The following is a 14,805-nucleotide window of genomic DNA, read 5'->3' as shown; positions in this document are numbered from 1 at the left end:
ATCGAGATGATGTTTAACCTTAATAGCTCTTTTTATCAATTTGGTCGATAAAATCAAAAAAAATGCATAGCCTTCCCAACATTATGTTAATAGTTTAAAAAAAAGGTATTATCCTTGTATAATAATTAACCCCTCCAATGAAATCTGTAACATCAACATTATTAATCGACGACGATAAGTTCACAAGTTTTTACAATGAAAAGATTGTGAAAAAGCATAATAAATTTGGCGAAATCATCTCGTTAAATAGTGGAAAAGCAGCCTTGGAGTATTTAGAAGAAGCCATTGCAGGGAAAGCATTAAAGCCAGATGTTATTTTTCTAGACATTAACATGCCAGCCATGAATGGTTGGGAATTTATTGAAGCTTATAAAGAACTGGATGCAAAATTTACTGATGACATTAAAATTATCATGTTAACAACATCTTCTAATCCAAAGGATAAAGAACGATCTCAAACCCTTAATGAAATAACAGATTATATTAACAAACCACTTTCCCTCTCAATATTAGATAATATTATTGAAGATTTAATACCTTGTAAAACCTCATAAAAAAATTCAATACCCGTAATATTACCACTTGAAGATTTTTATGTAGTTATACAGAAATAACCAAACTACCGCATGCGCATAAAAATTTGTCTATACCTACTAACCTTAATAAGTTTTCTATCAGGACAAGTTTTAAGTGCTCAAGACCGAGCCACTTTATCTGGAAATGTATCTGATGAATTCGGCAAACTCCCTGGAGCACTTATAACTATTGAAGGTACAGCCTTGCAAACCACCACTAATATCCATGGTGATTATACCTTAAATTTAGAAGAAGGCCATTATGTAGTTACCGCATCGTTTATCATGTATCAATCTAAAAGCGTTGCCATCGAGGTTCATGTAGGCGATGAACTTGTTACCAATTTCATATTAGAAACTGGATTTTCTGCCGACGAACCTGTTTCTTTAGGCACACGTTCCAGACCTCAATCGTCTTTAGAAACTACCGTTCCCATAGAAGTCATTTCACCTGAAGAAATTAGTGGCTCTTCACATTTCGAATTAACGGAAATATTACACTATTTATCACCTTCATTCCATTCTACAAACCAAACCATTTCAGATGGTACAGATCACATCGATCCTGCCACATTACGTGGTTTAGGTCCAGATCAAGTTTTAGTTTTAATTAACGGAAAACGTCGCCATACCAGTTCCATGCTAAATGTTAATGGCACCATTGGTCGCGGTACTGTAGGTACAGATTTTAATGCCATTCCGGTGTCATCCATCGATCACATAGAAATATTAAGAGATGGTGCTACCTCTCAATATGGTTCTGATGCCATTGCTGGAGTTATCAATATTGTACTTAAAGAACAAACTGATATCATTAATATCGATTCCAGAGTAAAATCTAATATTGAAGGAGACGGCGTAACCAGTTATTTTGGAGCTAATTTCGGATTCAAAATCGGCAATACAGGCTTCATCAATATCACAGGAGAATTTAGAGATAGAAAAGCCACGAACAGAGCTGGTAATTATACAGGAAACGTTTACGATTCTGATGATGCCATAGACGAACAATTAATTGAACAAAATAATTTCTTCGGAAAAACGGGCTATAACGACCGGCAAGTTATGGAAATAGGGAGTGCAGCCGTTCGAAATTCGGCTGTGTCTTTAAACGGCGAACTTTCCATATTCAAAAAAGCAAACTTCTATTTTTTTGGAGGGCGAAATACAAGAGAAGGTACTTCAGGCGGGTTTTATCGTTTTCCTAACGAACCCGATCGCGTGGTAGAAGAATTATTCCCTAACGGCTTTTCTCCAAAAATCATTACAAATATTGAAGACAATGCCCTTACCATGGGACTTAAAGGAGAAAAGAATGAATGGCATTTAGATTTTAGTCATTCCATGGGAAGCAACAGTATTGATTTTACAGTAAGTAACTCAAATAATGCTTCATTAGGACTTCGTTCCCCAAAAACCTTCAAGTCTGGAGGATATCTCTACAGCTTAAATACAACTAATATTGATATCGATAAAGAATTCGATTATATGGAAGGCTTTAGTATAGCCTTTGGAGGAGAAATGCGTGTTGAAAGTTATGAAATTATTAGCGGTGAAGAAGACTCCTATATCAATGGTGGTGATACCTATTTTGATGAAAACGGAGACGAGCAACCAAGACTTATTGGCGCTCAAGTTTTCCCTGGAATTCAACCTTCCGACGAGCTAGTTCGCATACGCTCAAATGCTTCTGGGTATATTGATTTAGAATTAAAACCCTTGGAACCACTTTTATTCAAAGCAGCATATAGATTTGAATCGAATAACGATTTTGGAGAGAATTCAGTTTGGAAACTTTCAGGACGTTATTTACTAAACAAAAACATCTCTTTTCGTTCGAGTTATTCAACGGGTTTTCGAGCACCATCCCTACACCAGGTTTATTTTCAAAAGATAAGTACACAATATTTTGATGGCGACATTAGTCAGGTTGGAACTTTTAACCATGAAAGCTCTTTAATTACCGATGTTTTCAAGGTAAGCAAATTAACTCCAGAATTGTCGAAACATTTTAGTTTGGGTTGGAGCACTAAGTTTAATAACAAATTCACCTTTGCTTTAGATTATTACAACATAAGCATAAAAGATCGTATTATTTTATCTGGTGGTTTTGGGGCTGGATACTTATCACAACTTGCGCCATACGATGTTAGCACTGCTCAGTTTTTTGTGAATGCCATAGATTCCAAAACCAACGGATTTGAAACCTCTTTTACTTACCAAAATAAATTAGGAAGTGGATTATTTAACGGAAATATCTCTGCCAACCTAATGAAAACAAAGGTAACCCATGTGAACGAAGACAGCGTTGAAAACGGCGATTTAGTATCCTTATTTAACAGAGAGGAACGCTCTAGAATAGAATCGGCACAGCCAAACTTTAAAATAAACTCGTATTTTCAATATGAAATAAATAATTTTAAATTTAATTTAGTGGGCACCTATTTTGGAAGTTTAGATTACCTTCACCCCGATGACGGCGACCCAAATAACTGGCAACTTAATACATATACAGGAAAAGTAGAAACAAGAGACCAAACTTTCAGTCCGAAATTTGTAACCGATTTATATATCGCCTACCGTGTGGCTAACTTTTTAGAAGCAACCGTAGGATGTAATAACATATTTAACGTGTATCCAGACGAACATACACATTCTAGTAATACCAACAACGGAAGTTTCACTTACAGCCGCCGTGTGCAACAATTTGGAGTAAATGGCGCTAACTGTTTTTTAAAACTACTATTACGTTTATAAAACCATGAGGATTTATACATTAAGATATGTTTTAATTTTATTCATCCTCACGTGGGCGCATCAAGCGTCTTCCCAAGACGCTTTAAACGAACAAATAAAACGTGTAAAGCGCGCCCTTTTTATTTTCAATATATCGGAACAAATTCAATATAACGATACCAACACAAATCCTACATTCACCATTGGTGTCCTTGGTAAAGACCGAACAAGTATCGATTTAAAAGGATTGGCTCAAAAACGCCAAATTAAAAATAAACCGGTTCGTATTAAAAGTTTTAGTAGCATCAAAGACATCACCGATGTTGATGTAGTTTATGTGAACCATAACAAGAATTTTGATGTCGATTATATTCTTAACAAAATTGCAGCCAACAATACCTTACTCATCACAGAAGATTTTCCTTTTAATTCCTCTATGGTTAACATTGTAAATATTGGTGAAGATTTTCAGTATGAAATTAATGAAGATTTACTCGCTAGTAACAACCTTAGTCCTTCACTTACCTTAAAGCAAAACGCTATTTCTTCAATTGAAAAGTGGAAGCAAATCTTTCAAGATACCGAAGAAAAGCTTGAAGAAACACAGGAAGCTTTAGAAATTGCCAAAGATAACATTAAACATAAGGATGAAAATATTTCAAATCAGGAGAAAACTATAAATAGCATAAGCTCTGAAATAGACAAACAAAAAGACGTACTAAACACTCAAAAATCGGAGATTAATGAATTAACATCTTTATCAGAATTTCAAAAAAAGAAATACTCGGAGAAATTAGCCATCGAAAAAGCGTTAGAAGCACGTATTTTAAAGCAAATCGATTCTTTAATAGCAAAGCAAGCTTTTATAGATCTTACAAATAACACCATTACTTCCCAAAAGGAAATCTTAAAAAATCAAAAACAAGAAATCGATTCTAAAGCAAAAAAAATAAGCAGCATAAACACCAATTTAAACACTCAAAAAACAGTTAACTACTTACTTCTTGCACTCCTTATCTTATTCCTAATAGCAGCTGTTTTGCTATATAGAAACTATGCTTCCATAAAATTTTTAAACAAAGATTTACAGGAAAAGAACAACGATATTTTTAATAAATCTTTAGAAATCGCTTCAAAAAACAAGGAACTAGAGGAATTTGCATACATCACAAGTCATGATCTTAAAGAACCGTTAACTACCATAACCGGTTTAATTGACTTACTTCAAGACGATTATAAGGATAAACTTGATGACGATGCTATCATGAGTATGAATTTTATAAGCAAGTCGAGTAATCGCATGAGAAACCTTATTGATGCGCTATTAAATTATTCTAGATTAGGGAAAGCCAGCGAGAAATCAAATATAAACTGCAACACTTTGGTTAAAGATATTATTAGTGATTTAGATAATACGATCCATCGAAACAACGCCACTATTCATTACCAAGACTTACCAACAGTCAGAGCCAGTCAAATAGAACTGGTTGTGCTTTTTCAAAATTTAATAAACAACGCTATAAAGTTTAAAAAACCAAACGTTTCTCCAATTATAAGTATTTCATGTACCACCACAGTTCCTGAACATCAAACTCAGGAATTTTGGCAGTTTGAAATCACCGATAATGGTATTGGCATTAAAAGCAAGCACAAGGATAAGATATTTGCTATTTTTCAGCGATTACATTCTAGAGAAACCTATGAGGGTACTGGAATTGGCTTAGCTTTTTGTAAAAAAATTGTAGAGACACTTGGTGGTCAAATATGGTTCGAATCTACTATCAACCAAGGAACCACTTTTTTCTTCACTATTCCGAAATAAGAAATTTTATGGAGTCACAAATTTGCTTTCTATTTACAAAAAAGCCCCAAACTTTAATTATCTTTGTGTTTGAACTAAACTGAAAAAAAATGTCAATTTCAAAATTATTTGATAGTGGTTTTAAACAGCGTAATGAGAACCATTTTGCAGCGATTGTGCGTCTAGCTATGGACGATGGGATTATTACAGCAGAGGAACAAGCTTTTTTAGACCGATTAGCCCACAATTTAAACATCCACAAGGAAAAATATATTTCTATTTTAAAAGACTATAAATCACATCCTATAAACCCACCGTCGTCTTATGATCGTAGGTTAGAGCGTTTATACGATTTGGTACGTATGGTACATGTGGATCAAATTAAAGGAGACCCAGAACACCATCTTTTAAACAAAATTGCCGTAGGCTTAGGGTTTCATTCTGTGAATGTAAAGTACATTACAGACAAAGCTTTAACGCTCGTGCAAAACGGTGTTGATTTAGAAACTTTTATGGAGCAGATTAAAAACATGAATAAATAAAATCATTTTGATTTTGTCATTCAGAAAGTGGTACGACTAAAGAATTTTTCCGTGATACGTGAGATTCCTCGATTACTCAGAATGAGATGTAATAGACAAAATGGTTGGTAAAAACTTTCTTAGAGCTTATGTTTATTAGCTTTGATTCAAATCAAAGGCTTTGAATAAAAAAAATGTAAATTTTGTGAAAACTTAACCACTCACAAATATGGTGTTAGATTAGGAAAACAGCGTTACAAATGTTTGAATTGTAACAAGGTTTTTACTGGTGGAAAACAAATTTCTGTAGATTTTCTTTGGGATGAATATACCAGAGGCAAACAAACTTATATACAACTAGCGAACAAATATGGATGCTCAAAGAGAACTATCCAACGCAAGCTAGATCTTTATCAAATAAAGAAACTAGAGGTAGTTCCTAGGAAAGTTGTTGTTTTAATGGATACAACTTATTGGGCAGAAGTTTTGGATTGATGTTGTTTAAGGATGCTTACAGTAAAGAAAACCTACTTTGGTATTACGTCAAATCAGAAACCAATGCTTTGTACATAAAAGGAATTAATGAGCTTAAATCTAGAGGCTTTGAAGTTGTTGCTATCGTCTGTGATGGAAGAAAAGGGTTAGTTAGAGCTTTTAAAGGTATCCCAGTTCAACTCTGTCAATTTCATCAAGTTGCTGCAATAAGAAGGTACATAACTAAAAACCCAAAAATGCATGCTTCCATTGACCTAAAGACACATGTCGCTATACTTAAAAATACTGACAAAGAATCATTTGAGGGTGGGTTAAGAATGTGGTTTGATAAGTGGGAAAACTTTTTAAGTGAGCGAACAATTAATATGGAAACAGGTAGAAGTCACTTTACACATAAACGACTCAGAAGTGCATACAGAAGCCTTAATACAAATATGACATGGTTATTTACATGGTATGATAATTATGAGTTAAATATTCCTAATACAACTAACATGATTGATGGTCATTTTTCAGATTTAAAAAATAAGCTTAGAAATCATAATGGATTGACTAAAGAAAGAAAAATCAAATTTATAAATGAGTTTTTAAAACAAAAACAAAACGATAAAATTATCTAAAAAAAGGCCAACCATTTTGTCCATTACGCCCAGAATGATTAATAAAACACTAGAAATGTTTACGCATATGTAAATATCATTTCTAGCTTAAACTTAAAAAAATGGCTGTCTGAAATTTAATTTCGACAGCCATTTTTTATTTATGCAATTTTAATTGAATACGCTTTCGCGGAACATCAACCTCAAGGACTTTTACTATAATTTGCTGATGTAAACTCACGTGTTCATTCACATCTTTAACGAAACTATCTGCTAAATTAGACACGTGAATCAATCCGCTTTCTTTTATTCCAACATCTACAAAACATCCAAAATTGGTAATATTATTTACTATACCTGGCAATAATTGCCCTTCTCGCAAATCGTTAATCGTTTTTATATTCTGATTGAAGGTAAACACTTTAGCCTGTTCACGAATGTCCAAACCTGGTTTTTCAAGCTCCTTAATAATATCTTCCAGAGTAAGTAAACCAATGGTTTCAGTACAATACTGTTTTAAACTTATTTTTTTAAGTGCTTCAGAATTTCCTATTAAATCTTCAACCGATTGCCCCAAATCCTTCGCCATTTTAGTTACAATGGTATAACTCTCGGGGTGTACTGCCGAATCATCCAATGGGTTTTTAGCATCTTTAATTCTTAGGAAAGCTGCACCTTGCTCAAAAGCTTTTCCGCCTAGGCGTGGTACTTTTTTAATTTCATTTCTTGAGGTGAACACCCCATTTTCTTGTCGGTAATTAAAAATATTTTCAGCTAATTTCGGACCAATACCTGATACGTAACTTAGTAGTGATTTACTGGCCGTATTGATATTTACACCAACCGCATTCACACAGTTTTCAACCACTACGTCCAATTCTTTTTGAAGTTTAGTTTGATCCACGTCATGTTGATATTGCCCAACACCAATAGATTTCGCATCAATCTTTACCAATTCGGCCAGAGGATCTTGCAAGCGTCTTCCAATAGACACCGAACCACGCACCGTAACGTCATAATTAGGGAATTCTTCTCTAGCAATTTTTGATGCTGAATATATGCTGGCTCCTGCTTCGCTCACTACAAAAACCTGTACATCATTTTTAAAATGCACCTTTCTAATTAAGGCTTCGGTTTCTCGTGATGCTGTACCGTTTCCAATAGCAATAGCTTCAATTTTATAAGCATCGGCTAATGAACTTATCTTTTTCATGGCACCGATACTATCATTTTTTGGTGGATGCGGGTAAATGGTTTCGTTGTATTTTAACTGGCCTTGAGCATCTAAACAAACCACTTTACAACCCGATCGGAATCCAGGATCGATACCCATAACACGTTTTTCTCCCAAAGGCGACCCCAGCAACAGTTGCTTTAAATTTTTAGCAAATACAGAAATAGCAGATTCATCGGCCCTATCTTTAGCGATTTGCAAGGCTTCATTAACTAAGGACGGTAATAATAAACGTTTGTAAGCATCTTTTATCGCCAAGGTTATTTGTTCCGCGCAAGCGTTATGAGATCTAATCATACGCTGCTCGATTTTATCTAAGGCACGATCATCATCAATAGCAACTTTCACGCGAATAAAGCCTTCTTTTTCAGCTCTAGTAATGGCTAAAAAACGATGTGATGGCATCCGATTTAAGTTTTCTTCCCAATCGAAATAATCTCTAAATTTTTGAGCATTTTCATCTTCTGCTTTTGTTTTTATCACTTTCGTGGAAAGCATAGCGAAACGCCCCAGCTGATGACGTATGTTATTTCGAATATCACTACGCTCGTTTACCCATTCGGAAATGATATGACGCGCACCTTCTAAAGCCACTTCGACAGAATCAACTTCACCTTTCACATATTTATAGGCAATGGATTCAATATCGATAGCATTCTGACTCATGATGATTTTAGCCAGTGGTTCTAATCCGTTTTGCCTGGCCTTTTCGGCTTTGGTTTTTCGGCTCTTTTTATAAGGCAGATATAAATCTTCAAGTGCCGTTAAATCGTTGGTCGCTGCAATTTTTTGCTCTAACTCTTGGGTTAAAACATCTTGCTCCTCTAAAGCCTTTAAAATGGCTTTTTTTCGTTTTTCTAAGGCTTCAAATTGTTCCTTAAATTTTACGATATCACCAATTTGAACCTCATCTAAATTACCTGTTGCTTCCTTACGGTAACGCGATATGAACGGAATCGTACAGTCTTGGTTTAAAAGGTCTACGGTATTTTTAACCGATGATTCTTGAATTTGAGTGTGTTGAACTATATATTTTATCATGAATACTAACAAACTAATTGAAGGCTAAACTAAAGAATTTTAATCTTAAAACGCAATGAAATATCTCCAACTGAGGATTAAAACATTTACCCCATTTATTTATAAACCAATTAACGTTCGATAGTGCGAAATGTGAGGTTTATTCGTGGTGTTTTCACTTTTTTTGTTGGAGGCAAACGATGTAGCCAATGGGTTTGAGTTGTACCTGTCATTTCTAGTAAGCTCCCTCTTTCTAGAACCACAGAAACCGTTTTTTTCGTTGTTTTGTGCTTAAAGGAAAATTTGCGTTCAGCACCAAAACTGAGTGAGGCAATTGAACCGTTCTTTTTTAAGTCTTTTTCGGCATCACTGTGCCAAGCCATGCCTTCATCGCCGTTATGATAGAGATTGAGCAAACAAGAATTATAAGTTTCTCCCGTTTTTTGTTCAACCAGATTTTTAAGTTCTAAAAGGGCTTTATTCCATGGCAAAGCACGTTTGGTGGTTTTAGAGTAGGTATAATCGAAAGCTTCGTCACCATACCAGGCGACTTTTCTTTTGGTAACGATTAATTTGCCAAAAATAATAGCTTCGTCGTGGTTCCACGAAATTTCTTCTAGTAATTGGTTATAATAATGAGCAATCTTTTTTTCTGGAATGACTTTGCCATAATAATTCACCTCACCATCGTAGGGTAAAATATTAGATACGACATCATTATTAAACAAGTCCATTTATTGAATTTTGAAGCTGAAAACTAGGTTTGTAAAGATATAAAGTCTGTCATTAATTATAATATGAGTTCTTGAAACATGTCGTGCTAACCATGTCTGAATCACAAACTTGAATTCGCTCAAAAAACTTTGATAAAGCAGGCCACTATACTCGGACATGGCATGTCGCATTAAAACCTCTAAACCTAACGTAAATTTGTAGAGTAATTATAACAGATTACATTTTTTCATATAGTTAATTTAGTTTGGTTTTTAAAGATTAATAAAGCTGTTATAGGTGTGGTTACCTGTAACAGCTTAATCTTTTTATAGGCGTGTGCAAAAACCAAATTATGAATTTTATATACACTAAATATCAAACAATTATATTTTAAACCTATACAGACCCTTCAGGTTTTAAAAACCTGAAGGGTCTTCCTTTTGTCCCATAAAACATAAAAAGACCTGTTAGTTTATATAAACCAACAGGTCTTTTCAATATTTGAAAGCGGTATATTTTTTTAAGCTGATACTTAAAACACGTTAAGCACCTCAAAAAAGTTACGCTACTTTCTTTATTAAATCGAAACAAGGACATTTTTTACAACGCTTGTTTTCTCCTTTTTTAAATTTTTTACAACAGCTACTTTTTACCTTTTCAGGAAGTTCAATTCCTAATTTTCGTAATTTTTTCTCTGCTTTTTTCTGCTTTTTCTTACCCACAATACTATAACACGGTTCGTTATCGCGGACAAATATATGTTATTTTAATTAAATCTAAATAAGGTTAAATGTTAAAATTTAAATCTGTGGTCCAGAAGAGGCTGCTGTAGTTACAGTTAGGTTTTCAATATCTCTATCGAATAAGTATAAACCACCTTTGTCGTCACCAATCATGTTTATTTTATCAAGAATGGTACGTGCAACGGCCTCTTCTTCTATTTGTTCAGCCACATACCACTGTAAGAAGTTATGCGAGGCGTAATCTTTTTCTTGTAAACTGATATGCACTAATTCGTTAATGCTTTCCGACACAAACACTTCATGTTCAAATAATTTTTCAAACATTTCCTTAAAGGATGTAAAAGTAACGTTAGGCGCCTTTAACTCTGATATTTTAGCATGGCCACCACGTTCGTTTATAAACTTCACTAATTTAAGCATGTGCTCACGTTCTTCATCAGACTGTGCGTACATGAAATTAGCAACACCTTCCAGGCCTTTTACTTCAGCCCAACAAGCCATTGCTAAATATATTTGAGAAGATTCTGCTTCTATTTTTATTTGCGCATTTAATGCGCTTTCGATCTTTTTTGATAACATAATGATTCGTTTTTATGTAAAGTTAAAGATTTCTTCATTTAATATTCAATGAGAAATTACTTAATTCTTAAATTATAATAAGTCTTAATTAAAGTTATAATAATAAGAAATCCACTAAAATCTATTTTTTAGTGGATTTCTTAACAGTTATTTTTAAGTATGTTTTTTTAATTCCCAGCCTCTTGTTTTGCATCATTAATCATATCATCATTTGGTACAATAACGATATTTACACGTCTATTTTTAGCACGACCTTCTGCAGTGTTGTTATCTGCAACCGGTTGTTCTTCACCAAACCAGTGAGTTTCTAATCTACTAGAACTTACTCCCTTTTGCTTTAGAAATCCTGTTACAGCATTTGCTCTATTTTTAGAAAGCGTCATGTTATAATTAGCATCACCTTGACTATCTGTATGACCAACTACCATTAAATTGGTGTCTGGATTATCTTGAAATATACCAACCAACTTGGTTAATGTTTCTTGAGACTCCGAATTGATATTATATTTATTAGTTGCAAAATATACACCACTTCCATCTTCGAAAGTCACAACAATACCTTGATCAACACGCTCTACTTGAGCTCCAGGAACTTCTTCTTCAATTTCCTGTGCTTGTTTATCCATTTTATTACCTATAACTACTCCGGCACCACCGCCAATAGCAGCTCCAATAGCAGCTCCTAATTCGCTATTACCACTACCAACATTGTTTCCTATAATAGCTCCTAGAAGAGCGCCTCCTGCAACGCCAATGGCGGCACCTTTTTGTTTGTTATTTGCATTCTCGACAGATTTACAGTTCACAAAAGAAACTAAGGTGATTACTGCTAATAATACTATGGATGTTTTTTGAATATATTTTTTCATGCTTCTTATATTAAAATTATAATTAATTTTTAGGGAAATTTAATATCTTAATATTTACCAAACTGCCATGTGATAACAAATGGTTCGTCGTCAACCGTTAGATGTTGTTCCCAAACCATTGATGTTTCAGAGATAGAAGTTAACTTTAATCTAAATCCTTGATTCGTCATGGACTTACCTTTTTCATCAGTAGGTTTTAATAAGAAATCGTAAAGTCCTGATTGCTCATCAATTTTTTGAATGGTAAAAATAAAATGGCGCATGCCAGAATTACAATCAGCACCTTCAATTGAATAACTTCCAGTGTTATTATTAGGGATAAAATTCCAGGTACTGCCCTCAAAGCACTCCTTGGTGTCTTCATTTAGAAGGGTTACATCAAATTCTCCTGCTTCACTGTACGATATGGTACTAAGGGTCCAATCACCTTTAATTACTTTTTTTGGTTCTGGTGTAGCTGTTTTGGTCGACCCACAAGCCACAAGGCTTAAAGTCAATAATACTAGTACTATTTTTTTCATGGATTATATTATGTTTTTATAAGTCTTCAGAATATCACTTTTCGGCGCATCCTATATTAAACTTATCTGGTTACTACATATAAATATACTACAATATATGATAATTCAAATGTAGTGGCACGTCTAAAAAGCAATAGCGTTAAAATTAAAACTTAACGAGTTTATATTGACCTACTTTCATGTTCAAATAGCCAAAAAGCAAATTGTTATTGTGACAAAACACATCTTCATTATTTCAGCATTTAAACGAAAACCGGCTCTAACTAATTTGCAAACCATTCGCTACATTAGCCTCATCTGGGTTTACAAACACCAATTTACCCTCGGCGTTTTCGGTCATTAAAATCATGCCTTCACTTTCAACACCACGTAAAGCTCTTGGTGCTAAGTTTACTAAAACCGTGACTTGTTTTCCAACAACTTCTTCAGGCTTGAAACTTTCAGCAATACCAGAAACGATGGTACGTACATCAATACCTGTATCGACTTTTAAAACCAATAATTTTTTGGTTTTTGGCATTTTTTCAGCTTCAATAATCGTCCCAACACGCAAATCTAATTTTGTAAAATCATCGAATGTAATCGTATCTTTTTGAGGCTCTACCACTTTATTGGCAGCTTCGTTGGCTTTTTTGCTGGCTTCTAATTTATCTAACTGCTTTTGAATGGTTTCATCTTCAATTTTAGAGAATAGCAACTCCGCTTTGCCAATTTTATGACTTGCAGGAAGTAAGACATCTTCAGTAGTGACTTCATTCCATTGTATGACTCTCTCAAGGTTTAATATACCTTTTAATTTTTCTGAAGTAAACGGTAAAAACGGTTCACTTAAAGTCGCTAATGCCGAAGCAATTTGAAGTGCCACATACATAATCGTTTTAGTACGTTCTTCATCAACTTTTATCACCTTCCACGGTTCAGCGTCAGCTAAATATTTATTCCCTAAACGGGCTAAATTCATAAGTTCTTGTCCCGCTTCTCTAAAACGGTAACGCTCAATTGAACTAGAAATCACGGCTGGATAAGCTTTTACCGCTGCTAAGGTTTCTTCATCTACGGCTTCAAAATTCGCTGGTGCTGGCACTTCACCTTCGTAGTATTTATTGGTTAAAACCACCACTCTGTTAATGAAATTACCAAAAATGGCTACCAATTCGTTGTTGTTTCTCGCTTGAAAATCCTTCCAAGTGAAATCGTTATCCTTAGTTTCAGGAGCATTTGCTGTTAACACGTAACGCAGGACATCTTGCTGTCCAGGGAATTCTTCTAAATATTCTGGTAACCAAACGGCCCAGTTTTTAGAGGTTGATAATTTATTGCCTTCTAAGTTTAAAAACTCATTTGCGGGCACATTATCTGGCATGATATAACTCCCTTCGGCTTTTAGCATCGCAGGGAAAATGATACAGTGAAATACAATATTATCTTTTCCTATAAAATGCACTAATTTGGTATCTTTGTCTTTCCAATACGGCTCCCAATCTTTGCCTTCGCGAGCAGCCCACTCTTTGGTTGATGAAATATAACCAATAGGCGCATCAAACCACACGTAAAGCACTTTACCTTCACCACCTTCAACAGGCACAGGAATTCCCCAATCTAAATCTCTAGTTACCGCTCTAGGACGTAAACCGTCATCAATCCATGATTTTACTTGTCCGTAAACATTAGGTTTCCAATCCTTTTTATGACCTTCTAAAATCCATTCTTTTAAAAAAGCTTCGTGTTTATCTAAAGGTAAAAACCAGTGTTTTGTTTCCTTTAAGGTTGGCACATTACCGGTTAATGCCGATTTCGGATTAATCAAATCGGTAGCATTATGGCTGGTACCACAATTTTCACATTGATCACCATAGCTTTCTTCGTTTCCACATTTCGGACAAGTTCCAACCACAAAGCGATCGGCTAAAAACTGATTGGCTTGCTCGTCGTATAACTGCTCGGTAGATTCTTCAATAAATTCACCTTTATCATATAGCGTTTTAAAGAATTCTGAAGCCGTTTCATGATGAATAGGCGCCGAAGTACGCGAGTAATTGTCATAGGTAATTCCGAAATCCTCGAAAGACTTTTTAATAATCGCGTGATATTTATCGACGATATCTTGAGGAGAAACCCCTTCATTTTTCGCCTTAATTGTAATAGGCACACCATGCTCATCACTTCCACCAATAAAAGCAACATCGTTACCCGTTAAGCGTAAATAACGCACATAAATATCGGCAGGAACATAAACACCTGCTAAATGCCCGATATGAATTGGGCCGTTTGTATATGGTAAAGCTGTAGTAACAGTGTATCGTTTTGGTGTATTCATCTAAAGTAAAAATATGGTTTCAGGCCATTAATTATACAATGACCTAGTCTTAATAAAGCCACAAAAGTAATCATTTAAGCA

General features: G+C 34.6%; 11 protein-coding genes. 5 read left to right on the top strand and 6 right to left on the bottom strand.

All coding sequences use genetic code 11. The features are described from left to right. The first annotated feature begins 137 nt into the window (after window positions 1-137). From Q4566_RS06530 to Q4566_RS06510, 5 genes are all read left to right on the top strand, one after another. A complete protein-coding gene (locus Q4566_RS06530) occupies window positions 138-554 on the top strand; it encodes a response regulator (protein WP_303419810.1) in 417 nt (138 codons plus the stop codon). A gap of 72 nt (window positions 555-626) precedes the next feature. After that, entirely contained in the window at window positions 627-3,332 is a 2,706-nt protein-coding gene (locus tag Q4566_RS06525; RefSeq protein WP_303419808.1) for a TonB-dependent receptor domain-containing protein, read from the top strand. A gap of 4 nt (window positions 3,333-3,336) precedes the next feature. Then, entirely contained in the window at window positions 3,337-5,133 is a 1,797-nt protein-coding gene (locus Q4566_RS06520; protein ID WP_303419807.1) for a YfiR/HmsC family protein, read from the top strand. A gap of 89 nt (window positions 5,134-5,222) precedes the next feature. Continuing rightward, complete coding sequence (locus Q4566_RS06515) at window positions 5,223-5,654, top strand: TerB family tellurite resistance protein (protein WP_303419806.1); 432 nt, start codon at window positions 5,223-5,225, stop codon at window positions 5,652-5,654. A 452-nt stretch (window positions 5,655-6,106) separates the two neighbouring features. Then, a complete protein-coding gene (locus Q4566_RS06510) occupies window positions 6,107-6,748 on the top strand; it encodes a transposase (protein ID WP_303419805.1) in 642 nt (213 codons plus the stop codon). A 136-nt stretch (window positions 6,749-6,884) separates the two neighbouring features. On the opposite strand, the gene Q4566_RS06505 is transcribed toward Q4566_RS06510, so the two are convergent. From Q4566_RS06505 to metG, 6 genes are all read right to left on the bottom strand, one after another. Further along, window positions 6,885-9,002, bottom strand: coding sequence for a Tex family protein (locus Q4566_RS06505; protein WP_303419803.1), 2,118 nt, complete (start codon window positions 9,000-9,002; stop codon window positions 6,885-6,887). A gap of 110 nt (window positions 9,003-9,112) precedes the next feature. After that, entirely contained in the window at window positions 9,113-9,715 is a 603-nt protein-coding gene (locus Q4566_RS06500; RefSeq protein WP_303419802.1) for an alpha-ketoglutarate-dependent dioxygenase AlkB, read from the bottom strand. 780 nt (window positions 9,716-10,495) lie between these two features. Then, window positions 10,496-11,017 carry a ferritin gene (locus Q4566_RS06495; RefSeq protein WP_303419800.1) on the bottom strand — a complete coding sequence of 174 codons (522 nt, stop codon included), beginning with the start codon at window positions 11,015-11,017 and terminating at the stop codon, window positions 10,496-10,498. Window positions 11,018-11,184: 167 nt separating this feature from the next. Then, a complete protein-coding gene (locus tag Q4566_RS06490; RefSeq protein WP_303419798.1) occupies window positions 11,185-11,886 on the bottom strand; it encodes an OmpA family protein in 702 nt (233 codons plus the stop codon). A gap of 47 nt (window positions 11,887-11,933) precedes the next feature. Next, on the bottom strand, window positions 11,934-12,407 hold the full coding sequence (locus Q4566_RS06485; protein ID WP_303419797.1) for a lipocalin family protein: 474 nt from the start codon (window positions 12,405-12,407) through the stop codon (window positions 11,934-11,936). Window positions 12,408-12,666: 259 nt separating this feature from the next. Continuing rightward, window positions 12,667-14,724, bottom strand: a complete 2,058-nt coding sequence (metG, locus tag Q4566_RS06480; RefSeq protein ID WP_303419796.1) for a methionine--tRNA ligase — start codon at window positions 14,722-14,724, stop codon at window positions 12,667-12,669. Between the last annotated feature and the right edge of the window lie 81 nt (window positions 14,725-14,805).

Origin of the sequence: Tamlana sp. 2_MG-2023, assembly GCF_030548465.1 — a bacterium.
In the GTDB taxonomy this organism is placed as follows: Bacteria; Bacteroidota; Bacteroidia; order Flavobacteriales; family Flavobacteriaceae; genus Pseudotamlana.
This window is presented reverse-complemented; position numbering and strand designations above follow the sequence as displayed.

What these genes read in the sequence shown, in the direction of transcription:
- Q4566_RS06530 (WP_303419810.1), top strand. Translation starts at nt 138, where the DNA reads ATGAAATCTGTAACATCAACATTATTAATCGACGACGATAAGTTCACA.
- Q4566_RS06525 (WP_303419808.1), top strand. Translation starts at nt 627, where the DNA reads ATGCGCATAAAAATTTGTCTATACCTACTAACCTTAATAAGTTTTCTA.
- Q4566_RS06520 (WP_303419807.1), top strand. Translation starts at nt 3,337, where the DNA reads ATGAGGATTTATACATTAAGATATGTTTTAATTTTATTCATCCTCACG.
- Q4566_RS06515 (WP_303419806.1), top strand. Translation starts at nt 5,223, where the DNA reads ATGTCAATTTCAAAATTATTTGATAGTGGTTTTAAACAGCGTAATGAG.
- Q4566_RS06505 (WP_303419803.1), bottom strand. Translation starts at nt 9,002, where the DNA reads ATGATAAAATATATAGTTCAACACACTCAAATTCAAGAATCATCGGTT.
- Q4566_RS06500 (WP_303419802.1), bottom strand. Translation starts at nt 9,715, where the DNA reads ATGGACTTGTTTAATAATGATGTCGTATCTAATATTTTACCCTACGAT.
- Q4566_RS06495 (WP_303419800.1), bottom strand. Translation starts at nt 11,017, where the DNA reads ATGTTATCAAAAAAGATCGAAAGCGCATTAAATGCGCAAATAAAAATA.
- Q4566_RS06490 (WP_303419798.1), bottom strand. Translation starts at nt 11,886, where the DNA reads ATGAAAAAATATATTCAAAAAACATCCATAGTATTATTAGCAGTAATC.
- Q4566_RS06485 (WP_303419797.1), bottom strand. Translation starts at nt 12,407, where the DNA reads ATGAAAAAAATAGTACTAGTATTATTGACTTTAAGCCTTGTGGCTTGT.
- metG (WP_303419796.1), bottom strand. Translation starts at nt 14,724, where the DNA reads ATGAATACACCAAAACGATACACTGTTACTACAGCTTTACCATATACA.